The following is a 21148-nucleotide window of genomic DNA, read 5'->3' as shown; positions in this document are numbered from 1 at the left end:
CGGAGATGGACCACGAGGTTCTCGGGGCGGCCCGCGCAGTGCTCCGCGCAGACCGCCGGACAGGGCACGTCATCGTGGACGCGGTCGGATCATGACGCTGTGCGCGCCCGCAGGCCTTCTCGGCGGACCTCGGGTTCATGGCCCCGGACGGTCTGGTCGGGGACCGGAGAGTCGCTCGGCCCCGCAGGCAACCAACTCACCCAGATCACCGGCGCCATCAACGCCGCCACCCTGATCACGGGCTTCATGATGTTCGCCATGACGTACGGCGCCATCGGGGTCGTCTACGGATCCCTGCTCAAACGCCAGGTCGAGGGCATGTTCGCGATGGTGATGACCAGCGTCATCGACGTCGCCCTGCAGAACCCCATCTCAAGCTCCGGCGCCAACAGCCGTCCGCAGATTCCGTCGCCTCAGGTGCGGGGCGAGGCGTCCAGGAACCGGTGGAGGGAGGCCGTCATGCCGGTGACGAAGTCGTCGCGGGTCCGGTCGGAGACCAGGTCGAGGGAGAGGTAGGGGTTGAGGTCCTCCAGCTCGACCAGGAGCAGTTCGCCTTCCCGGGTGCGGCAGGCGTCCACGCGCTGGATGCCGTGGTCGAGGGTGTTCCAGTCGATGAAGCGGTGGGCGAAGGCGAGATCGGCATCGGTGGGCTCGTAGGGCTCGAGGTCCCAGCGGCGGTCGGGGTCGGGGGCATGGAGGGCGTACTGGAAGGCGTCGTCGATGTAGTAGAAGGACACCTCGTAGCGGAAGTCGATGCCCGGCTGGACCAGGATGTCGCCGTAGGGGAGGCCGCTGAGCCGGTCCCGGGGCACGAAGGTCAGGCCGATGGAGTCCGCTCCGGCCTTCGGCTTGACCGCGTAGCGTTCGGCCTCGGGCAGCAGGTGCAGGTCCTGGGGCCGGTCGATGGTGGGGATGACCGGGTGCCCGTCGGTCGTCAGGTCCAGCAGGTACTGCTTGCCGGACATGTCGCCGCGCCCGGACAGCGGGTTGTAGACCCGGGTGCCCTGTGCGGCAGCTTTCTCCCGGAAGGCGTCGTAGGCCTTCCGGTAGTGCAGCACGGGACCGCTGTTGCGGACCACGACCGCGTCGAAGGCGTCCATCAGCGCCGCAGCGTCCAGGGGGTGGCACAGGGCGAGGTCGAAGCTGTCGCGCAGCCGGGAGGTCAGGAAGATGTCCTCGTCGCAGTAGCGCCGCCCCCGGGCCTGGTAGGCGAGATCGGTCACGAACAGGAAGCTGGGGCGGACGGACACGGTGCATCTCCCTCTGTGGTGGCCACCAGCCTAAGCACGTACGCGAGGCACGGCCGGGACAGGTCGCGCCCTACGCGCCGCCGCGCGGCAAGGGTGTCGGCCCGGCCTTCTCGGCCGGTGCGAGGGTCAGGGCGCGTACCTGAGGGAGCGCCAGTGGCAGTACGGCGGCGGTCGTGATCAGCGCGGCGGCGGCCCCCAGCGTGGTGCGCAGGCCGAGGAGTTCGGCGGCCGGGCCGGTGAGCAGGTAGGCGACGGGCACGGGCAGGGTCTGGCCGAGCGTCGAGTACGACAGGGTCCGGCCGAGCCGGTCACCGGGGACGCGTTCCTGTAGCAGCGAGGTCCACACGACCATGGCGACCTCCAGTCCCGCTCCGGCCAACAGCATGGTGGCCACCAGCACGGGCAGGGGTATGCGCGCGGCTATCACCGCGAGCGGCAGGGCCAGGGCACCGGTTCCGGCGCACACGGTGACACCGGCCCCGGACGGCCGCCACACCAGCGCGAGCACGGCTCCGGCGATCAGTCCGGCGGTGAACGCGGACACGACCGCACCCCACGGCCCGGCGCCGCCCAGCACCCGCTCCCCGTAGAGGGGGCCCAGCAGCTGGTAGCCGGCCAGCCAGGCGGGCCCGATCAACGCGGCCTGGCACACCATCACCCCCAGCCAGCGCCGGCACCGCACCTCGTACCAGCCCTGACGCAGCTCGGCGGTGAAGCGCGCCCGGGGCCGCACCGTCCGGGGCAGTGCCCCCGCCCGCGCGAACAGGACCGCCGACGCCGCGAAGGTCACCGCGTCCCAGCCGATCGCCCAGGCCGGCCCCGCCGCGGCGATCAGGACACCGCCCAGTGCGGGGCTCGCCGCCTTCCCGGTGTTCTGCCCGAACTTCAGCAGCGCGTTGGCGGTGTGCCACTGCCCGGCGGGTACGACCTCGGCGACGGCACCGTCCGCCGCCGGGGCGAAGAACGCGCCCGCCGCTCCGCACACCCCGGCCATCACCGCCAGCTGCCACACCCGCGCCGCACCGGACACCAGCAGCACGACGGCCGCCGCCTCGGCGAACGCGCACGCCAGGTTCGACCACACCATCACCCGGGCCCGGTCCAGCCGGTCGGCGACGACACCACCGACCGGCAGCGCCGCGAGCTGCGGAACGACACCGGCCGCGAGCACCAGGCCCAGGGCACGCGGCCCGCCGCCGAGGTGCAGTGCCGCGAACGCGAGAGCCAGGGGGGCGACGGCCGAGCCCGTCCACGACAGCAGCCGGGCGGCGAGGTGCAGCCGGAAACCACGGTGCGCGAGAGGCGCGCCGGCTCCAGTGAGCCTCGCCCTCCACCCGCCCCGCAGGACCGCCCTCGCCTCCGCCGAGTCCGGCGACCGCATCCCGACCAGTTCCCCACTCCGCCCAGAGCCCACGGAATCCCAACGACGCCGGCCATCGGGAAGATCGCTGCGACTCCAGGACAGCGTCACGGCACGGCACGGCACGGCACGACCCGGCCCAGCCCAGCCCGACCCGGCAGCACCGCGCCCGGACGCAACCTGTCACGGCCGGTCAGTACAGGACCTTGCAGCCCTGCCGGCCGGCGGCGATCCCGGTGCGAGGACCGAAGGAGCTCTTCCCGTCCCCGGTGAAGTCGGCGGACTCGACCACCGCTCCCCGTCCACCTCGTACTTCACGATGAAGGCGGTCGGGACGGCCTGATCGGCTAGTTGGGGACGGTGACCAGCACTCGTCCCCGGCCGCCCGCGTCGACCCGGTCGTGCGCCTCGGCGATGTCCTCCAGGGGGTAGCGGTCGCCGACGTCGACGGTGAGCGCGCCGACCGCCGCCGCGGCGGTGAGATCGCGGGCGGCCTGTCGTTTCGCCTCGGCGGGGAAGTCGTCGCTGCCGAGCAGGCGCAGGGTGACGTTGTTGAACAGCAGCGGCCAGAAGGGGAGTTCGGTGCGGTCGGCACGGGTGGCGTAGGCGGCGATCACCCCGTCGATCGCGACGACCGCGCTGTCGAGGTCGGCGTTGTCGGACAGGGCCACCTCGATGACGCGGTGGACGCCGTCGGGCGCGTGCGCGCGGATCTCCTTCGCCGGGTCCTCCTGGTCCAGGGCGACGGCGTGCGAGACGACGGCGGGGTCGACCCGGTCCAGGTCCTTGCCGTGCCGGACGGTTCCGATCACCGTCGCCCCGCCCCACCGCGCGAGCTGCGCGGCCAGGGAGCCGACCCCGCCGAGCACGCCGTGCACCAGCACGGTCCCGCCGTCCACCGGCCCGTCGCCGAACACGGTCCGGTGGGCGGTGACCCCGGGGATGCCGAGGCTCGCGCCGAGTTCGTCACTCAGGTGGTCGGGCAGGGGAACTGCCAGGTGGTCGGGTACGACGGTGTACTGGGCGGCGGTGCCGAACGGCCGGTAGGACTGGGCGCCGTACACCCACACCCGCCGCCCGACCCGGCGTGTGTCGGCCCCGGCGCCCACGGCGTCGATCACCCCGGCGGCATCGCTGTGCGGGATCACCCGGGGGTACGGCATCGACGAACCGAGCCAGCCGCGCCGCTTCTTGGTGTCCCCGGGGTTCACCCCCGACACGGTGACACGGACGCGGACCTCACCCGGGCCGGGCGCGGGGTCGGGGAGTTCACCGACCCGGAGCACATCGGCAGCCGGGCCTTGTTCGGCGTACCAGGACGCAAGCATGCGGACCTCCGTCGCCTGTCAGCTCGCGGGTTCTTCGAGCGTAGGGGGATCGTTCGCGGTGCGCGAGTTCGAAGATCACCACCTGGTGTGTTCACCGAGGCCCGCCTTCTCGGCGAGTTCGACGTTCTGAAGTCTGCCGTGCACTTCGCCGGCCCGGGTGTGTCAGCGGGCTGGATGGTGCGACGCGTCGGGTGCGGCGGGCGATCCGGTGGTGGTGTGGGTCCAGCTGGCGAGGATGCCGATGGCTTCCGCGGAGGGAGAAGCGGGTTCCGGGGTGTAGATGATGAGGGTCTGGTCGGGGTCGCCCTCGACGGCGAGGACCACGTATTCGAGGGTGAGGTCGCCGACGAGCGGGTGGTGGAGGCGTTTGCTTCCGGTGGTGTGGGCGAGAACGTCGTGGTCGGCCCACAGACGGCGGAAGGTGTCGCTGTGCAGGGACAGTTCGCCGATCAGCTCGGTGAGCCGAGGGTCGTCGGGATGCCGCCCGGCGTACAGGCGCAGGGTGGCCACGCATTCGGCGGCGACCCGTTCCCAGTCGGTGTAAAGGCTGCGGGCGTCGTCGTCGAGGAAGACGAATCGCGCGGCGTTGCGCTCGCGGTGGGGGCGGGCCTGGAAGTCCGTGATGAGGGCGTAGCCGAGTCTGTTGGCCGCCAGGACGTCCATACGTCGTCCCTGCACCATGGCGGGGACGCCGAGTGAGTCCAGTGCCCGGTATACGGCCGGCAGGACTCTCTGCGGGGCCGGTGGACGTCGGCGGCGAGCGCGGGTCGCGGTGGGTCGGGCGAGGTCGAAGAGATGGGCGCGTTCGGTGTCGTCCAGCTGCAGGGCGCGGGCGACGGCATCCAGGACGGTCTCGGAGACGCCTTGGGTGCGGCCTCGTTCCAGGCGGACGTAGTAGTCGACGCTGACCCCGGCGAGCTGGGCGACTTCCTCGCGGCGCAGCCCCGGTACCCGGCGGGCCCCGGCGTGCGGGGCGAGGCCGGCCCGCTCGGGGGTGATCCGGGCCCGGCGGGTGCGCAGGAACTCGCGGATCTCGGCGCTGCGGTCCATGGGTCCACCGTACGGCGGGCGCTCTCGCCTCTCAGCCCGTGAAAGGGGTACTGCCGGACCCCCGGAGAGAGGGGCACCCCTACGGGACTCCGCGGTGGGCCGGCGGGTGGTTGCCTGGAAAAGCGGGTTCACCGCACCGCACCGATCACGCCGAGGGCGGACCGGACCCGGTCATCACCGGCCGTGAGCGGCTGCTCCGGCACCGGGCCCGAGATCGCCCGGACACCGAGAAACGAGGTTTCTGATGAAGCACACCTCTCTGGGCGGGCTGGACGTCTCCCGGATCGGCCTGGGCGCCATGTCGATGTCCGGTTACTACAACGTCGGGCAGGGAAGCGACGCCGAGTCGATCCGCACCATCCACCGGGCACTGGACCTGGGCGTCACGTTCCTCGACACGGCTGAGGTGTACGGCCCCTTCACCAACGAGGAACTGGTCGGCCGGGCCCTCAAAGGCCGCCGCGACCAGGTCGTGCTGGCGACCAAGTTCGGCCTGGTCCGGCACTCCCAGGGCGGCGCGGGCGGCCTCGACAGCAGCCCGGAGAACATCCGCACGGCTGTCGAAGGATCCCTGAAGCGGCTCGGCACCGACCACATCGACCTGTACTACCAGCACCGGGTCGACCCGAACACGCCGATCGAGGACACCGTCGGCGCTGTCGCCGAGCTGGTCGCCGAGGGCAAGGTCGGCCACATCGGTCTGTCCGAGGCCGCACCCGCCACGATCCGCCGCGCCCACGCCGTCCACCCCGTCACCGCCGTGCAGACCGAGTACTCCCTGTGGACCCGGGACGTGGAGGCGGAGATCCTGCCGCTGCTGCGCGAGCTGAACATCGGCTTCGTTCCGTACTCGCCGCTCGGCCACGGCTTCCTCACCGGTCGGATCGGCTCCGCCGACGACATCGCCGACGACGACTGGCGCAAGACCAACCCGCGCTTCGCCGATGACAACTTCCGGCGCAACCTGCGCCTCGTCGACGAGGTCAGGGCCGTCGCCGCCGAGGCGGACGCCACACCGGCGCAGATCGCCCTGGCCTGGCTGCTCGCACAGGGCGACGGCATCGCCCCGATCCCCGGAACCAAGCGGGTCGCCCGGGTCGAGGAGAACACCGCGGCCGACGCCGTCGATCTCAGCACCGACCAGCTCGAACGGCTCGACAACCTCACGCCGGCCGCCGGCGAACGCCACGAGGAGAGCGTCATGGCCTCGATCGACCGGTGACACGCCGCCCGACGGGGGTGGTGTCACCCCCGACCAGCAACCAGGTGGCGGATACGGCACCTGAAAGGAATCCCTCATGAGCAAGGTCATTTTCGTCACCGGTGCCGGCCGCGGTCTGGGCACGGACATCGTCCGCGAGGCCCTCGCAGCCGGCCACCAGGTCGTCGCCACCGGCCGCCGCCCCGAAGAGGTCGAGAGGACCCTGGGCGGACCGCAGCACAACCTGCTGGTCACCAAGCTGGACGTCACCAGCATCGAGGACGCCCGGGCCGCCGCGCAGGCCGCCGTCGACCGCTTCGGACGCATCGACGTCCTGGTCAACAACGCCGGGAACTTCTTCGCCGGCTACTTCGAGGAGATCCCGCCCGCGCAGATCCGCCAGCAGATCGAAACGAACCTCTTCGGCCCGATGAACGTCACCCGAGCCGTCCTGCCGATCATGCGCGAACAGCGCTCCGGGCACATCATCTCCCTGTCCTCCTCCGCCGGCATCACCGGACAGGAGTTCTGCGTCGCCTACGCCGCCTCGAAGTTCGGCGTCGAGGGCTGGATGGAGTCCCTGCGGTACGACGTCGAGCCGTACAACATCCGCACCACGGTCGTGGAGCCCGGCTTCTTCCGCACCGAACTGCTCGTGGACGCCTCCACCACCTGGCCCGAGCCGACCATCGCCGACTACGCCGAGCGCACCACCGCGACCATCGAAGCCTGGAAGAGCATGAACGGACAGCAGACCGGCGACCCCGCCAAGCTCGCCCGTGCCCTGCTGGTCATCGCCGACCAGGAAGAGCCGCCGCAGCGCTTCGTCGCCGGTGCCGACGCCGTCGAAGGCGTGAAGGCCAAGGCCCAGGAACTGCTGGCCCAGGCCGAAGCCTCCCTCGTCCTGGGCGGAAACCTGGCCCACGACGACTCCCGCGTCTGAGCACCATGCCCGCAGAGGCCCGCTCCACGACCCGTGCCCGATGTGTCCGCGCCGTTGCCCGGGCCTGGATGTACCGGTGTCGACCGCGGGTGTGCCGAGCGGCGATGGAGAAGAAGCACCGGCCTTCACCGACGGGGGACCGGGTCCTCATGGCTCGGTGGCGGCCCGTCCTGGTCGGCGGGTTCGGCGGGTTCGGCGGTCCAGGTGATGTGCGGGGGCTCGACGCGTGCGCACAAGGGGCCGCCGTGTGCGTCGGTCAGGCCGAGGCGTCCGACCAGCAGGCCGTCGTGCACGGCGGCGGCGAGTACGTCGGCGGGAACGGCGTCGAGCATGAGTTTGGCGCGGCGGAACATGGTGAAGACGCCCGAGTCGTCGACCGTGCCCCACGACAGGTAGACGAACCGGCGGCCCAGACGGTTCTGCACATACGGTCCTGTCACATCGATGCCGTCGGGTGTGGCGGTCGCGGTGCACTCCAGGGTCCATGTCGCGGACGCGGCGTCGCCCGGATGCGGTTCGAGGACCTCGGCCGGACGGTCGCGGCGTTGCACGGCGACATGGATGTCGGCGTACGCGGGGACGTCACCGTCGGCGGGGGCCGGGCGGCTGCGGCCGGGCAGGTCGACGGCGTCGATACGGATACGCATACCCGCCATCATCCGCCCACGGTCGGTGCGGTGGACGGGAAGGCGGTCGCTCAGGGCTGTCCGTCGTTCTTCGCCGGGGCGAACAGCAGAGCCATGCCGTGCCGGAAGGGCATGGTGGACGAGGTGGTGCGGGGAGTCTGCCGGGCCGGGCCGGCGAGCCGGCCCGCTCCACCGGCCGGTCGGGCGTGGACGGTCGTGTGCGGCCCCTTCGGCCTGGTGAGGCGTGGGGCCGCGGCACCCGCCCAGGCCCGGCGCGCCTTCGTCGCGCGCTCAGTCGAGGGCGGCGAGATGGTCGGCGTCGCCGCCTCGCCACTCGACGAGGAAGATGGTCGCGTCGTCGCTCGTGGTGCCGCCACGCTCCTGTTTCAGGGTGTGGGAGAGGGCTCGCACCACCGCCCGTACCTCGGTGCGGTCGCGGAGGATCCGGTTGGTCCATTCGACGAGCTGCTCCTCACCGAACTGTTCCCCGCCGGCCTGGTGCTCCTCGAACAGGCCGTCCGTGAAGCACAGCAGCCGGTCCCCGGGGCTCAGCAGTCGCTCGCTGACCACCGGCTCCTCGCCGCCGAAGCCGACCGGCAACGTGGTCGGGCTCTCCAGCCGGTCCACCACGGCGCGATCCCGGATCAGGAACGGAGCCGGGTGGCCGGCGTTGACCCAACGCAGCCGCCCTGTGGCGATGTTCAGCACCATCATCTGCGCGGTGACGAAGTGGTCGGGGCCGAACTGCTCGTTGATGGCCCTGTCCATGAACGCGTACACCTGGGACAGCTCCGTGTCGGCCCGCCGCGTGTGGCGATAGGCGCCGATGGCCACCGTCGCCATCGTCGCGGCGTCCAGGCCGTGGCCCATCGCGTCGATCATGGCCACGTGAAGGGTGTCGCCGTTGAGGGCGTAGTCGAAGCTGTCTCCGGCCACGTCGTAGGCGGGCTCCAGGATGCCGGCCACCTCGACCTGGGGAACGGTCATCGACAGCGGGGGCAGCAACGACCACTGGATCTCCGCGGCCACACTCATCGGGGCGCTGCGGCGGGCCTGGAAGAACAGGTCGGTGTAGGCGTCCTTGGTGACGATCATGTCCGCGACCAGACCGGCGAGTCTGCGGAGCAGTCGCCGGTCGTCGTCATCGACCCTGTCCAGGGTGACGGCCATCGCCCCGATCTGGTCGCTGCCGTCCAGCAGCGGCAGGTACATCCGCACACTGCCGTCCTGTGGCACCTCCACCGTTCTGCGGCCCAGGAACGCCTCGCCGGCGGGCGAGTCCTCGACCGACTCGGGGCCGCCGACCCTCAGCCTCCGGCCCGGCAGCGGCACCAGCAGCACCTGTTCGTAGTCCTGCAAGAGGATGGAGACCTCCCGCCCCCCGACCCTGGCCACCTCCTCCGCGACGAGTGGCGCGATCAACTCCGGCGGCATCTCATGGGCCCGGTCCAGCAGCACACCCAGCAGTCGTTCGCCGAACCCCTCCGACCGGTCCACCCCGATCCCGCGCGGCGTGTGCCCACCGTCCGTCATCGCTGCTTGCCTCCCTTCGTCCCGGGGCGCGATCTGCCTGGGAAACTCATGGGCGGCCGTGTCCACACGGTGTGCGCCAGGCGGCCCGGTACCCCGGCCTCGTCGAACCGCAGCCGGTGCGGGGCGGTGACGGCCGGAACGGCGCCGGCGCCTTCAACGCCCGCCCCGCTCGGATCCGACCGGCAGCCAGCGACGATCGGCGTGGCACGACGCTGTCGACCGGCCCAGGCTTGCATCGCCGACCTGCCCGAAGAGCCGATTACGCCATGGGCGGCATGTCGGCCCCCGACCACCCGTCGCCTCAAGACGACGGGACGACGGGACGACGGGGCGACGGGGACACGGGCACGCCGTTGAGCGGGCGGGGCCCGGGGTGCCGGTCTGCTCGAATCGGCCGTCCGCCAACGACCCCGGCGTATACACACCGGGGTCGCCCTTCCAGGCCGGTCGCACGTGAGAGTGTGCCGACCCGCTTTCACCCTATGCCTGATGCGCATTTCGGGCATCAGGGGTTTCGTCGTGCTCCTCCCGGGGTCCCTGGGAGTGGGACGTATGCCGTCCGGAGCCACCGCGGGCCCGACCGGTCCGTTCGACTTGTCTGAGGAGTACACTGAGATTACCGAGGATATTTCGCGCACCCGCCACCACGCTCGTGTCGTTTTCGGCGATTGAATAGGCCGGGCCGACCGCGGTCGGCCCGGGGCAGGGTTCGCGTCATGACTGCGACCATTTCCTTCTCGCCGACACTCGGAGACCGGTTGTCGTCGCCCCCTCCGTCCTCGGCCCCTCCCTCTTCGCCACCGCTCCGCCTGTCGCTGGCTCCCGTCGGTCCCGCACCGGCTCTCCTGGACGGCGCGTGGTGGCCTCACTCCCGTGATCTCGGGGCTGAACTTCCCGCCCTGACCGCCGTGCTGGATCCGCTCTGGGGGCGGATCACCCGGGTCGCGGTGAATCCCACCCACTGGCCGGTCGTTCCGCGCAAGGTGCCCGTCGCCGGGCATGTGGTGAAGGTGGGCTGGTTCCTGGACGAGCAGGACCCGCACGAACTGCTGCTGCTCTCCTACCGCATGGGCCGCTGGGACCTCCTCGTGATCCCGCCGCGTACGGACTCCGTCTCGGCCGCCTGGCTGATGGCCGCCGCGAGCGACCCCCTGGGTACGTCGACCGCGAGCCGGCTGATGGAGGAGGCGGCGCGTCTGCGGACGATGTCCGAGACCGACCGGGCCGTGGAGGCGGTCTGGGACTCCGAGGGCGGACACGGGGCCGGTGATCCGGCCGCACGGCCACGGATCCCGGCAGTCGCGGCCACGGTCGGAGACCGAGCCGCCGCACCTGCCGCGGCCTCCAATCGGCCGTCGGGGATGTGAGGACCATGGAGACCTTCGTGACCGTTGTCGTCATCATGGCGATGATCGCTCTGGGCGTGCTCCTCATCCACCTGCTCGACCGGCAGCACAGCGACGGCATCGCCGCCTTCCAGCGCGGCCGCTCCCGGGCGACCGCGCGGAAACGCCGCCCCTGGAGGGAAACGGGTGAGTCCCCGTGATCCCCCTGAGGCTTCTGGCGGACACCGGCGGAGAGCCGGTACTCCCCGGCACCGCGGTCCTGCGGATGGAGACGACGCCCAAGCGCACGGGGACGTTCGACGGCGCGTGGTGGCCGCGGTCACGCCACCTCGAGAGTCAGCTGTCCGAACTGCTCGCCGCGCTGACCGCCCGGCTGGGGCCTCTCACCCGTGTCGGCCTCGACGCGGGCGCCTGGGACGAGAGGCCGGGCCATCTGGTCGTCGAAGGCCGTGCCGTCCGCATCGACTGGGCGGTCGTGGCCGACGACACCATGATCGTCACTCGGGGTGGCCAGGACCACTTCCTGTTCCTGGTGATCCCTCCGCAGACGGCTCCTTCGCGCGCTCGCGCCGCGATGGCCATGGCCGTGCGGGACGAAAACAGCGCCTCGGCCGGACGGATCCTCGCCGCCACCGGCGTCACCCCCGCCGACCGGACACGTGTACCGGCCGGCGCACCCGGCCCGTAGCCCAGCCGATCGCACAGCGGGCGGTCCGTCGCGGGCGGTGTGCTGTGCCGGCCCCGCACCGGCGCCGTCCGGCAGCCCGGCTTCGCCCCGGTGGGCGCGACCCCGGAGCAGGCGGTCGGAGAGCGGCCGGAGGACCTCCGGTGCGGTGCGCATCCGTGTGATGCACGGTCAGGCGGGATGTCATTCGACGTCAACTCCGGCGCCCGGGTGCCCCTTGAGCCCTCACGTCACGTGCGTGCACGCTCTGTTACCCAAACCACCGGTATCAATTTGAATGATCAAACTATTGAGATCGATTGCGTGATGAGTAGGCTTCCCCTGAAATGGCGCGGACCCCATTTCGGACCAGTCCGCCATCGCTAGCACGCCGGGGACTTCTGTGGCACTTCACGCGCAAGCGGCAAACCAGCAGGCAGGCCAAGAAGCGGAACGGCGGCGAGGCGGTCAGGAGACGATTCCGGGGCGCGGGTTGTCGCTGCGTACGACCCTGCTCATCCTGGCGTTGGTTCCCACCATCGCCATGATCGCCCTGTGGGCGACGAACTCCGCGCAGCTCTACGGCAACTGGAAGAGCATCAACGACCGCAACAACGCGGGCAAGCGGCTCGGGCAGCCGATCGTCGGCGTCTTCTACCAGTTGCAGGCGGAGCGGCAGCTGAGCGCGGCGGCACTCGCCGACCCCAACGCCGGCCGGTCGGGACTGGCGAAGCAGCGTGAGCTCACCGACCGGGCCGTCCAGGGCCTCACCGCACTCTCCGACTCCGTGCCGGGCGGTCTCACCAAGAGTTTCCAGCAGCTCAGCCGGGGTCTGGCGCAACTGCCCGAGTACCGGAACGCGGTGGACAAGCGGGACGCCACCCAGGACCAGATGTTCGACAGCTACACCGGTGTCATCGCCTCGGACATGCAGTTGTTCGAGGAGTTCACCAACGTCGGCATCGGCGAGGTCAACGTCCTCACCAGGCCGGTGCTGGACGCGCAATGGGGCCAGGAGATGCTCTCGCGCGAGAGCACGATCTTCACCGCCGGAACGGTGAGCGGTCACCTCACCAGTGCGCAGCGCCTCCACATCGCCGAAGTGATCGGCAGCCAGCAGCACATCTACGAGAACAAGGTGATACCGCGGCTGCCCGGCAAGTACGCCAAGACGTACCAGCGTGTGCTGTCCGGCGCGGCCTGGAAGCAGAAGACCAGGATCGAGCAGCAGGCCCTGACCGCCGAGATCCCCGGGGCGGACGGCCGGACCCCGGTGTCCGCACAGCTCGGCAAGGAGTGGCAGCAGAGCTACGGTGCGCTGGCACCCCAGCTGCTGCAGGCCAGTGGCACGTACTCCGAGTACCTCGTCGACGCCACCAACGACAAACTCGGCGACATGATGACCGACCTGGTCGTCGACAGCACCGTGGGCGCCGCTGCCGTACTGCTGGTGTTCCTGGTCTCGCTGAAGCTCACCGGAGTCCTGCGCCGCCGCATCCTCGGACTCCGCGCCGCGGCGCTGGAGCTGCAGACGCGGCTGCCGGACATGGTGGAGCGGCTGCGGCAGGGCGAGACGGTCGACACGGACGCCGAACTGCCCGAGATCCACTACGGCAACGACGAACTGGGCATGCTCGGCCAGGCTCTCAACCAGGCCCGCAGCAGCGCCCTGGAGACAGCCGTACGGCAGGTCGAGCAGTACCGCGGCTTCGAGCGCCTGCTGCAACGCATCGCCAGGCGCACCCAGTTGCTGATCGGCATGCAGATGAAACGTCTCAGCATGATGCAGCGGCAGCACGAGGACCCCGAGGTCCTGGAAGGACTCTTCGACGTCGACCACCTGGCCGCCCGGCTGCGGCGCTACGAGGAGAACCTGGTCATCCTCGGTGGCGGTCAGCCCCAGCGGCGCTGGCGCAATCCCGTGCTGCTGCTGGACCTGCTGCGCTCCGCGCAGGGCGAGGTGCAGGACTACCGGCGCATCCGGATCGACACCGAAGACGACATCTGGCTGTCCGAGCGCGCGGTCGGCCCCATGGTGCACGTACTGGCCGAACTGATGGAGAACGCGGTGTCGTTCTCCAAACCGCCGACTCCGGTGGAGGTGTCCGCGTCCCGGGTGGGCCGCGGCGTCGCGATCGAGATCGAGGACCGCGGCATGGGCATGGACCCCGAGCAGTACGCCGAGGCCAACCGCCTGATGACCGACCCGCCCCGCATGGACGTGATGTCCCGCGCCGACGACGCCCGCCTCGGCCTGTACGTCGTGGCCCGGCTCTCCGCCAACCTGGGGCTGAACGTGGAGCTGCGGCCCTCGTCGTTCGGTGGCACCCGAGTGGTCGTCCTGGTGCCGGCCGAGCTGATCTCCGACGGGAAGCCGCGCTCGGAGGCGCCGGACGACGCTGTCCCGGCCCAGCTCGCGGTGATCGGCGCGTCCCGCTCCGGGCAGGACGGCGATCCCGGGGACGCATGGCCGGAGCCTCAGCCTCAGCCGCAACTCCAGCCGCGTCCCGGTGACCAGGAGGCGTCCGCGTTCGCGGTCACCGGCCCCCGGACCGAACCGCCGGCCCGCGCCGCCGTCGCGCCCCCGACGGCGAGTCCGAACCCGCTGCCCCGCCGGGTACGGCAGGCCAGTCTGGCCGCCGAACTCCGCGATCCTTCCTGTGTGTACGCTGAGCAGCCGCACGCCGAGACCTCGGAGACGGAGCCGGAGACGGGGCCGGAGCCGTTGCCGCGCAGGACCACGTCGCGCCGCTCCGGCGCCACCGTCGGCGCCTTCCAGCGCCAGTCCCGGATAGCCCGGCTCGGGCCCGACTCCGATCAACAGCCCACTCAACCCTCACCGCGCCACGACGGGGCCCGCAAGGAAGACGGACGATGACTCTGCGAACCACTGCCACCAACTCCGACCTCGACTGGCTGCTCGACCGCTTGGTCGACCAGGTTCCGGGCACCAGGAACGCCGTCGTGCTGTCCGACGACGGCCTGGTGGTCAGCCAGTCCAGCAGTATCGACCGGGTCGACGCGGAACGCCTGGCCGCCATCGCCACCGGCCAGCAGAGCCTGGCCCGCGGAGTCGGTGAGGTCTTCGGCGGCGGACCGGTCCATCAGGTCATCATCGAACTCCGTGACCTCTGGCTCTTCGTCAGCTCCGCCGGCCGCGGCACACACCTGGCCGTCGTGGCGGACCAGGAGGTGGACGCCGAGGTGATGTCGGTGGCGATGCACACCCTCGTGCAGCAGGTCGGGCAACGCCTCGGCACCGAGGTCCGTGTGGTGCCGGACGATGCCGAGGGATCGGCGTCCCGCCGCTCCGGCGACGCCGAGAGTGGGGGAGGACGTGGGTGAGCCACTGGGCGGACGCGGCACCGGACGACGAGTACGCGGAGCAGAGCTTTGTCAGGCCGTACACGATCACCCAGGGGCGCACGACCTCGGCTCGGGACGACCTCACCCTCATCACCGTGCTCACGACCGTCGACGCGCCCGGTGAGGAGCACTCGGCCCGTGGCCTGCAACCCGAACACAGGCTGATCCTCCAGCAGTGCCGCACCCCGGTGGCCCTCGCCGAGGTCGCCGCCGGGCTGAACCTGCCCGTGGCGGTGACGAAGATCCTCGTCTCCGACCTGATCACACTCGGCAGGGTGACGGCCCGGGCACCGCTGGCGGTCGCGGCGGGCCAGGGACTGGACATGACTCTTCTTCAGGCGGTGAAAGATGGCCTACTCAGACTCTGACGACCGGGTCGGGGCACACGCGTCCCGCTCCACCGCGGCCCAGGCTCCGGCGGCGGTGAAAATCCTCATCGCGGGCGGATTCGGCGTGGGCAAGACGACCATGGTCGGTGCCGTGAGCGAGGTGGTGCCCCTGAACACCGAGGAGCACCTGACCGTCGCGGGCGTCGGTGTGGACGACATCGACGGGGTGGACCAGAAGGCCACCACGACGGTGGCCCTGGACTTCGGCCGGATCACCGTGAGCCCCCAACTCGTGCTGTACCTCTTCGGCACACCCGGCCAGGAACGCTTCTGGTTCATGTGGAACGACCTGGTGCACGGGGCGCTCGGCGCCGTCGTGCTCGTGGACACCCGGCGGCTGGAGAGCAGTTTCGCGTCGGTCGACTTCTTCGAGAGCCGCGGCGTCCCGTTCGTCGTCGGCGTCAACTGCTTCGACGGACGCCAGGACCGCACCGAGTCCGAGGTCCGTGAGGCACTCGACCTCGACCCGCACACCCCCGTCGTCATGGGCGACCTCCGGCAGCGCCGGGCAAGCCGCGACCTGTTGCTGGCCCTGATCGAGCTTCTGATGTCCGGCCCGGCACAACTCCCCGGTCACCCGGTCGCCGCGCAGCCGGGCACGGTCCGCACCACCTGACGCTCAAGGTTCCGGTTCGACACGGCCGACCGAGGGATGCTCGCGCGCTGCCGCGGCCGGTCAGGTGGGCCCGCAGGGCTCCGGGAGAAGGCCGTGTCACCGGCCGTCGCCACGAACGCGTCCCTGACGAGCAGTACGCGCGGCGGGTAGCTCTGCGCTTTGTCCCCGGGGTCGTCCAGTACGGAGGTGCGCCAGATCTCCGCACCGGTGCGGCTGTCCAGTGCCGGCAGACGGCCGAAGCGGTTGGCGAAATAGACCCGCTTGTACGCCGCCGACACCGCGGTGACCGACCCGTCGGACCGGACGAAGTAGCCGACGCCGTCCACAAGGGCGGCCGCACCGGTCCGCGGATGTGCCAGCGGTATCCGCCTGACCCGCCCGGTGGATGTCGCGCAGCGCCTCGGTGAGCCCCAGCCCCAGCCCCAGCGCGCGCAGTTCCCGCCGGCTCAGCGGGCCCTCCTTCTCCACGACTTCGGCAAGGTTGAGGCCTGCCTGCCTCACGGAGATCAGACCAGGGCCTGCCGCCCCGGAACCGGAGCCGCGCGTTTCACAGAGCCGACGGTCTCGTCAGGGCGCCCCCGCAGTCCCGCTCCATTCCATTCGGCATTCCAGGACGGCCGCGTTTCTGCAGCTCAGAGCCGGTGCGAGCATTCCAGCATTCCGAAACCCCCGAAGGGAATGGCGGGTGGAACGCCGCAGGGCACAGGCTTGGGTCATCCGAGCACGGCGCCGCACCGGACATGGCGATCGTCCTCGTCCAACCCCGCGTTCATGGCCCGCACTTCCGGCGCGCCCACGCACACCACACGCAGCACGACCAAGACAAGACCGACCGGCACAGCCCATAACCAGAAGATCATCTTCCGGATATTCAGAGAAAGCAGCTCACTCATGCGTATCGCCACTCGTTTCGTGTCCCGCGCGGCCGCCTCCTCCATGGTCGTCGCCGCGGCCCTCGCGCTCGTCGGCTTCCAGGCCACCGAGCAGACCGCCTCCGCCGCCACCAAGAAGGCCGCCTCGGTCGTCACCTGCACCACGGCGAACACCAAGCTGACCGTCACCGAGGTGTCCCGCCCCATCAACCACCTGCTGCTCAAGGCCACCAACACCGGCACCAAGCCCTGCTACGCCTACATCGCCCCCTACCTGAGGGCCGGGGCCGACGCCCAGGCCCCCCTGCCGTGGGCCGAGGAGACCACGCCGCAGGCCGTGGTGACGCTCAAGCCCGGCCAGTCCGCGTACGCGGGCATCACGACGTCCACCCCCGACGGCGAAGGCGGCGCCAAGGCGAAGACCCTGGGCGTGTTCTTCGCGGACAGGAAGGGCAACGCGATCAACAAGGAGAAGACCCTGAAGCTGCCGAAGGGCGGTGTCTTCTTCAACAGCACCGCCACCGTCACCTACTGGCAGGACAACGCGCAGGACGCCCTCTCCTGGTAACCGCCCCGGCGCCCGCCGACTTGGACCGGACGACAGACCAACCCCAGGTCACTGACCTGGGGTTGGTTTCCGGAGCGGGTGACGAGGAGGCCGGCGGGGGCGCGGCCGGCGGGAACGTACAGCGCCCGGGCTCCCGTTACGAGAGGGCCGTCACCGGGCCCGGTGCGCGATGCCGACAACCAGGCGCGGGCCATGACTTGCCCTTCACCGGTCCCATCGTGTTCAAAAATTCAACAAAGGGATCTCTGTGTCCGGCAAAGGGCTCTACCCGCATAGATGATCCCGGTGCTGTCATGCTCACGACCGCCCGGAATTCCTGCCGGGCACCGCTCCGGGAGATCCCCCCATGCCCCGAATATCCCGCTCCCTGGTCACCGCCCTCTCCTCCCTCGCCCTCGCCGCCGCCGGCCTCACGGTCGCAGCCGGCACCGCGCACGCGCAGAGCTGCAGCCAGGACTACCTCCCCCTCCCCGACCCCAGCTGCCAGCCCGGCGACTTCAACCCGGACGTCACCCAGTCCACCATCGACTCAACCATCTGCGTCTCCGGGTGGACCGCGACCGTCCGGCCGTCCAGTTCCTACACCACCGCGCTGAAGAAGAAGCAGATCGTCGAGTACGGCTACACGGACACCAGCACCTCGGACTACGAGGAGGACCACTTCGTCCCGCTCGAACTCGGCGGTGCCCCCAAGAGTGAGCTCAACCTCTGGCCCGAGCCGGAGTACGGCACCAAGACCGCCGCCAACAAGGACACCGTCGAGAACAAGCTCAAGAAGGCCGTCTGCGCCGGCACCGTCACCCTCGCCGACGCCCAGGACGCGATCGTCACGGACTGGACGACCGCGCTGTCGGACCTCGGCCTGAGCTGACCCCGTCCGCCCGCAACGAAGGGGCCGGCCTGCTCCTCGGTGAGCAGCCGGCCCCTCTCGGGTCCCTCTCGACTCCCTGGCGCTAACCGCCGTTCTGCTCGACAGGCAGATGGATCGGCCCGCGCAGCACGGGGCTGCGCCGGTACGGCGGCGGGTCGGCGATCAGACTGGGCCGGTCGAGGCGGCGTACCAGCTCTCCCAGCGCGATCTGCGCCTCCCGCCGGGCCAGCGGGCCGCCGAAGCACAGGTGGATGCCGCTGCCGAAGCCGAGGTGCTGGTTGTCGCGCCGGTCGGGGTCGAAGCGGTCCGGATCGTGGAAGCGGTCCGGATCCCGGCTGCCCGAGGCCAGCATCAGCATGACCTGCGAGCCCTTGGGGATGACGGTGTCGGCGACGGTGACGTCGCTGTACGCCGCCCGCCAGGGAATGATGTGCACGGGCGGCTCGTAGCGCAGCAGTTCCTCGACCAGCGGGACGACCAGATCCGGTTCGCCGCGCAGCCGTTCCAGGATGTCCGGGTGGCGCAGCAGCGTCAGCATGCCGTTGGTGATGAGGTTGACGGTGGTCTCGTGGCCGGCGATCAGCAGCAGGTTGGCGGTGCTGATGATCTCCTCGTCGGTCATCCGCCCGTCCGGCCCGTCGTCGTTGGCCAGCCGTGCCAGCAGGTCGTCGCCCGGGTGGCCGTGGCGCTGTTCCACCAGCCCGCCGAGGTACTCGCGCAGGTCCTGGCGGGCCTGCACGCCGTTCTCCAGCTTCTCCTTCGGGTCGGTCCTGGGGTCGTAGTCGATCGAGTTGATGAGATCGTTCACCCACACCCGGAACCTCGGTTCGTCCTCGCGTGGCACACCGAGCAGGTGGCAGATCACCGAGACGGGGAACGGGTAGGCGAGGTCGTCGACGATGTCGATCTGCTCCTTGCCCGCGCAGTCGTCGAGCAGACCGCCGACGGTGGCGGTCAGGTCGGGTTCCAGGGCGGTCACCAGCCCCGGGGTGTGCGGGGGGCCGAAGTGGCGCATCGCCATCCGCCGCAGGCGGTCGTGCTCGGGCGGGTCCATGTTGATGAACGCCGGCGTGGTCGAGCCCTCGGACGAGGGCATCGGATGCGCCAGGTGGCGGACGTCGGAGCTCAGATGCGGATTGTGCAGGATGTCCGCGAGCTCGCGATAGGTGCTGATGACATAGCTGCCGTCCTCCTGCCGGGCCACCGGTGTCTTGCGCAACTCGGCATACAGCGGGTACGGGTCGGACCGGGAGGAGTAGTCGAGAATCCGGTGCAGCATGTCGGGCGTCTCGGTCGTGGTCATCTCGCTTGCCTTTCCCTCCTGCCGGTGGCCTACCGGTGGTGCTGGTGCGCGGCCGTGACGCGTCGCTCGCCCGGGTCGTGTCCGGTGACGACCACCGTGGCGCCTTGCGCGAGCAGGGCGGGGCCGGGGAAGTCGACGGGCACCGGTTTCGTGTCGACGGGCTGGTCGGGCGTGGGGCAGGGCGGTGGGAAGGGCGCGGCCGTCTCGATGAGACGCCGGTAGTGGTCCAGCCACTTCGCGTTGTTGAAGGTCACCGCCGCGGTGACCCGGCCCTGGTAGCCGTATGCGGCGACGAAGCGGTGGTCGGACACCGACCCCTGGGTGACGACCACCTCGTCGGCGAAGGTCGGCACGCCGACGGACTTGATGTTGACGCCGAACTGGATCGACCAGAACCGCGGGATGGACAGGTGGGGCCAGCGCTCCGCCTGGCCATGGAGCATGTTGTGGGCCGCGACCTCGGCCTGCTCCACGGCGTTGGCCCAGTGCTCCAGCGAGATGAGCCGGTACTCGTAGACCGGGTTCGGGCAGCGCGCCACGTCCCCGGCGACGAAGACGTCGTCGGTGATCAGGCCGTTGAGGTCCATGGCACGGCAGCCCGTGTCGCAGGCGATGCCCCAGACACCCGCCGCCAGTCCGGAGCCCTGCAGCCACTCGGTGTTGCGGATGCCGCCGAGCGCGACCACCGCCACGTCGGCGTCGATGGTGCTGCCGTCGTCGAAGTGGGCGCGGCGCAGCCGTCCCTGGGCGTCGCCCTCCAGCCGGGTGACCTTGACCCCGCACCGCAGGTCGACACCGTGGGCGCGCTGCATCTCCGCCGCCACCTCGCCGACCATCGCGCCGAGCGCCCCGACCAGCGGGTACGGCGCGAGTTCGGCGACGGTCACCGGGATGTCCCGCTCCCGGCAGATGGAGGCGATCTCGGAGCCGGTGAATCCCGCACCGATGACCAGCACCCGGGAGGGCCCGGCAGCGAGGGCCCGCTGCAGACCCTCGGCGTGCTCGCGGGTACGTACGACGAACACTCCGTCGAGCGCCGCCTCGCTCTCCACGAACCACGGGCGGGCCCGTACCCCGGTGGAGATCAGTACCCGGTCGAAGGGGACCTCGCGTCCGTCGGCGAGACGCACGTGGTCGGTGGCCAGGTCAAGACCGCTCGCGGGCACGCCCAGCAGCCACTCCGCGTTGATGTCACGACGTCGCGGCAGCGTGGTGCCCCCGGCCGGCACCCACCCCGTCAGCACCTGCTTGGACAAGGGGGGACGGTCGTAGGGCTCGCCCAGTTCGTCGCCGATCATCGTCAGCGATCCGGTGAAACCCTCGGCGCGCAGAGCCTCCGCGGCCCGCAGCCCCGCCAGCGACGCCCCGACGACCACGATGCGGCCGTCACGCCTGAACTCACGCAGGTTGTCGGCGCTGGTCATGAGCTCGCCGCCACCGGTACGTCCCGCTCCTGCGGCCGTCCCTCCAGCCGGTCGACCAGGATCGCCTGGACCGGGCAGGCCGCCGCGGCGCGCAGCACCCGGTCACGCTGGGCGTCGTCGGGGTCCGGGTCGTACATCAGCGCTTCCTCGCCGTGCATCCGGAACGCGTCCGGAGCCAGGAACGCGCACTGCGCATACCCTTCGCATCGGGAAAGATCAACGACGACTCGCATCCCGACCTCCACAGGGGCTGCAAGCTGCGGACCCTGAAGCCGGCCCCCGCCGTGTCCGCCTCCGCACACCGCGAGGCGGCGCACCGCGATTGTCGGGTCTCCGCAGGAAGAATTTGGTGATCGCGAGAAAGAATCCGTCGTCGCGCGAAAGCGACCGGCGCGGTGAAACCGCCTAGCGATCCTGATATTTCACCCGATCAGCGTA

22 protein-coding genes and 1 pseudogene are annotated in these 21148 nt (G+C 70.7%); 12 read left to right on the top strand and 11 right to left on the bottom strand.

From position 1 onward, the window contains the following. Positions 1–516: pseudogene (locus KVT45_RS57185) on the top strand (hypothetical protein); the annotation flags it as partial. On the opposite strand, the gene KVT45_RS49650 reads toward KVT45_RS57185, so the two are convergent. From KVT45_RS49650 to KVT45_RS49635, 4 genes are all read right to left on the bottom strand, one after another. Further along, positions 414–1250 (bottom strand): hypothetical protein, encoded by an 837-nt coding sequence (locus tag KVT45_RS49650; RefSeq protein WP_217560404.1) that lies wholly within the window; start codon positions 1248–1250, stop codon positions 414–416. The pseudogene KVT45_RS57185 and the gene KVT45_RS49650 overlap by 103 nt on opposite strands. 70 nt (positions 1251–1320) lie before the next feature. Continuing rightward, positions 1321–2631 (bottom strand): MFS transporter, encoded by a 1311-nt coding sequence (locus KVT45_RS49645; RefSeq protein ID WP_217560389.1) that lies wholly within the window; start codon positions 2629–2631, stop codon positions 1321–1323. Between the two features lie 326 nt (positions 2632–2957). Next, a complete protein-coding gene (locus KVT45_RS49640) occupies positions 2958–3938 on the bottom strand; it encodes an NADPH:quinone reductase (protein WP_217560376.1) in 981 nt (326 codons plus the stop codon). 162 nt (positions 3939–4100) lie between these two features. Further along, a complete protein-coding gene (locus tag KVT45_RS49635) occupies positions 4101–4988 on the bottom strand; it encodes a helix-turn-helix transcriptional regulator (protein WP_217560367.1) in 888 nt (295 codons plus the stop codon). 244 nt (positions 4989–5232) lie between these two features. Here KVT45_RS49635 and KVT45_RS49630 point away from each other — a divergent pair, with 244 nt between their 5' ends. After that, positions 5233–6210 carry an aldo/keto reductase gene (locus KVT45_RS49630; RefSeq protein ID WP_217560359.1) on the top strand — a complete coding sequence of 326 codons (978 nt, stop codon included), beginning with the start codon at positions 5233–5235 and terminating at the stop codon, positions 6208–6210. 76 nt (positions 6211–6286) lie between these two features. After that, positions 6287–7132, top strand: a complete 846-nt coding sequence (locus tag KVT45_RS49625) for an SDR family oxidoreductase (RefSeq protein ID WP_217560351.1) — start codon at positions 6287–6289, stop codon at positions 7130–7132. Positions 7133–7257: 125 nt separating this feature from the next. Here the strand turns inward: KVT45_RS49625 and KVT45_RS49620 are convergent, their stop codons facing one another. Continuing rightward, complete coding sequence (locus KVT45_RS49620; protein WP_254648500.1) at positions 7258–7779, bottom strand: DUF5990 family protein; 522 nt, start codon at positions 7777–7779, stop codon at positions 7258–7260. A 270-nt stretch (positions 7780–8049) separates the two neighbouring features. Further along, entirely contained in the window at positions 8050–9291 is a 1242-nt protein-coding gene (locus tag KVT45_RS49615; protein ID WP_217560340.1) for a PP2C family protein-serine/threonine phosphatase, read from the bottom strand. 716 nt (positions 9292–10007) lie between these two features. Between KVT45_RS49615 and KVT45_RS49610 the strand changes: the two genes are divergently transcribed. The 7 genes from KVT45_RS49610 (at position 10008) to KVT45_RS49580 (ending at position 15672) form a co-directional block, all read left to right on the top strand. Next, positions 10008–10658: a DUF5994 family protein gene (locus KVT45_RS49610; protein WP_217560331.1), complete on the top strand. Its 651-nt coding sequence runs from the start codon at positions 10008–10010 to the stop codon at positions 10656–10658. A gap of 17 nt (positions 10659–10675) precedes the next feature. Then, positions 10676–10837, top strand: a complete 162-nt coding sequence (locus tag KVT45_RS49605) for a hypothetical protein (RefSeq protein WP_217560315.1) — start codon at positions 10676–10678, stop codon at positions 10835–10837. Then, a complete protein-coding gene (locus KVT45_RS49600) occupies positions 10834–11325 on the top strand; it encodes a DUF5994 family protein (protein ID WP_217560301.1) in 492 nt (163 codons plus the stop codon). The genes KVT45_RS49605 and KVT45_RS49600 overlap by 4 nt, the downstream gene beginning before the upstream one ends. A 469-nt stretch (positions 11326–11794) precedes the next feature. Further along, positions 11795–14179, top strand: a complete 2385-nt coding sequence (locus tag KVT45_RS49595) for a nitrate- and nitrite sensing domain-containing protein (protein WP_217560293.1) — start codon at positions 11795–11797, stop codon at positions 14177–14179. Beyond that, entirely contained in the window at positions 14176–14646 is a 471-nt protein-coding gene (locus tag KVT45_RS49590) for a roadblock/LC7 domain-containing protein (RefSeq protein ID WP_217560285.1), read from the top strand. Before KVT45_RS49595 ends, KVT45_RS49590 begins: the two co-directional genes overlap by 4 nt. Next, positions 14643–15035, top strand: coding sequence for a DUF742 domain-containing protein (locus tag KVT45_RS49585; protein ID WP_217560276.1), 393 nt, complete (start codon positions 14643–14645; stop codon positions 15033–15035). Before KVT45_RS49590 ends, KVT45_RS49585 begins: the two co-directional genes overlap by 4 nt. Continuing rightward, positions 15016–15672, top strand: coding sequence for an ATP/GTP-binding protein (locus tag KVT45_RS49580; RefSeq protein ID WP_217560262.1), 657 nt, complete (start codon positions 15016–15018; stop codon positions 15670–15672). The genes KVT45_RS49585 and KVT45_RS49580 overlap by 20 nt, the downstream gene beginning before the upstream one ends. Here KVT45_RS49580 and KVT45_RS49575 read toward each other — a convergent pair. Together KVT45_RS49575 and KVT45_RS49570 are read right to left on the bottom strand one after the other, a co-directional pair. Beyond that, positions 15630–15998, bottom strand: coding sequence for a hypothetical protein (locus tag KVT45_RS49575; RefSeq protein WP_217560253.1), 369 nt, complete (start codon positions 15996–15998; stop codon positions 15630–15632). The two genes, KVT45_RS49580 and KVT45_RS49575, sit on opposite strands and share 43 nt — an antisense overlap. Before the next feature lie 387 nt (positions 15999–16385). Continuing rightward, positions 16386–16565 carry a hypothetical protein gene (locus tag KVT45_RS49570; RefSeq protein WP_217560244.1) on the bottom strand — a complete coding sequence of 60 codons (180 nt, stop codon included), beginning with the start codon at positions 16563–16565 and terminating at the stop codon, positions 16386–16388. Here KVT45_RS49570 and KVT45_RS49565 point away from each other — a divergent pair. Both KVT45_RS49565 and KVT45_RS49560 read left to right on the top strand, forming a co-directional pair. Then, on the top strand, positions 16564–17112 hold the full coding sequence (locus KVT45_RS49565) for a DUF4232 domain-containing protein (RefSeq protein ID WP_217560229.1): 549 nt from the start codon (positions 16564–16566) through the stop codon (positions 17110–17112). The genes KVT45_RS49570 and KVT45_RS49565 overlap by 2 nt on opposite strands. A gap of 346 nt (positions 17113–17458) precedes the next feature. Next, a complete protein-coding gene (locus KVT45_RS49560) occupies positions 17459–17983 on the top strand; it encodes a hypothetical protein (protein ID WP_217560213.1) in 525 nt (174 codons plus the stop codon). Between the two features lie 82 nt (positions 17984–18065). On the opposite strand, the gene KVT45_RS49555 is transcribed toward KVT45_RS49560, so the two are convergent. Genes KVT45_RS49555 through KVT45_RS49545 form a run of 3 tightly spaced genes read right to left on the bottom strand, consistent with a single transcriptional unit; the run spans position 18066 to position 20943 of the window. Then, positions 18066–19286, bottom strand: a complete 1221-nt coding sequence (locus KVT45_RS49555) for a cytochrome P450 (protein ID WP_217560211.1) — start codon at positions 19284–19286, stop codon at positions 18066–18068. A gap of 29 nt (positions 19287–19315) precedes the next feature. After that, positions 19316–20710, bottom strand: coding sequence for an NAD(P)/FAD-dependent oxidoreductase (locus KVT45_RS49550; RefSeq protein ID WP_217560198.1), 1395 nt, complete (start codon positions 20708–20710; stop codon positions 19316–19318). Then, positions 20707–20943 carry a ferredoxin gene (locus tag KVT45_RS49545; protein ID WP_217560190.1) on the bottom strand — a complete coding sequence of 79 codons (237 nt, stop codon included), beginning with the start codon at positions 20941–20943 and terminating at the stop codon, positions 20707–20709. The genes KVT45_RS49550 and KVT45_RS49545 overlap by 4 nt, the downstream gene beginning before the upstream one ends. Between the last annotated feature and the right edge of the window lie 205 nt (positions 20944–21148).

Source organism: Streptomyces sp. GbtcB6 (assembly GCF_019091475.1).
Lineage (GTDB): Bacteria > Actinomycetota > Actinomycetes > Streptomycetales > Streptomycetaceae > Streptomyces > Streptomyces hyaluromycini.
This window is presented reverse-complemented; position numbering and strand designations above follow the sequence as displayed.

Coding starts and splice junctions, on each gene's coding strand:
- KVT45_RS49555 (WP_217560211.1), bottom strand. CDS start 19,286: ATGACCACGACCGAGACGCCCGACATGCTGCACCGGATTCTCGACTAC.
- KVT45_RS49550 (WP_217560198.1), bottom strand. CDS start 20,710: ATGACCAGCGCCGACAACCTGCGTGAGTTCAGGCGTGACGGCCGCATC.
- KVT45_RS49630 (WP_217560359.1), top strand. CDS start 5,233: ATGAAGCACACCTCTCTGGGCGGGCTGGACGTCTCCCGGATCGGCCTG.
- KVT45_RS49570 (WP_217560244.1), bottom strand. CDS start 16,565: ATGAGTGAGCTGCTTTCTCTGAATATCCGGAAGATGATCTTCTGGTTA.
- KVT45_RS49565 (WP_217560229.1), top strand. CDS start 16,564: ATGCGTATCGCCACTCGTTTCGTGTCCCGCGCGGCCGCCTCCTCCATG.
- KVT45_RS49590 (WP_217560285.1), top strand. CDS start 14,176: ATGACTCTGCGAACCACTGCCACCAACTCCGACCTCGACTGGCTGCTC.
- KVT45_RS49620 (WP_254648500.1), bottom strand. CDS start 7,779: ATGCGTATCCGTATCGACGCCGTCGACCTGCCCGGCCGCAGCCGCCCG.
- KVT45_RS49610 (WP_217560331.1), top strand. CDS start 10,008: ATGACTGCGACCATTTCCTTCTCGCCGACACTCGGAGACCGGTTGTCG.
- KVT45_RS49635 (WP_217560367.1), bottom strand. CDS start 4,988: ATGGACCGCAGCGCCGAGATCCGCGAGTTCCTGCGCACCCGCCGGGCC.
- KVT45_RS49545 (WP_217560190.1), bottom strand. CDS start 20,943: ATGCGAGTCGTCGTTGATCTTTCCCGATGCGAAGGGTATGCGCAGTGC.
- KVT45_RS49615 (WP_217560340.1), bottom strand. CDS start 9,291: ATGACGGACGGTGGGCACACGCCGCGCGGGATCGGGGTGGACCGGTCG.
- KVT45_RS49580 (WP_217560262.1), top strand. CDS start 15,016: ATGGCCTACTCAGACTCTGACGACCGGGTCGGGGCACACGCGTCCCGC.
- KVT45_RS49625 (WP_217560351.1), top strand. CDS start 6,287: ATGAGCAAGGTCATTTTCGTCACCGGTGCCGGCCGCGGTCTGGGCACG.
- KVT45_RS49640 (WP_217560376.1), bottom strand. CDS start 3,938: ATGCTTGCGTCCTGGTACGCCGAACAAGGCCCGGCTGCCGATGTGCTC.
- KVT45_RS49645 (WP_217560389.1), bottom strand. CDS start 2,631: ATGCGGTCGCCGGACTCGGCGGAGGCGAGGGCGGTCCTGCGGGGCGGG.
- KVT45_RS49560 (WP_217560213.1), top strand. CDS start 17,459: ATGCCCCGAATATCCCGCTCCCTGGTCACCGCCCTCTCCTCCCTCGCC.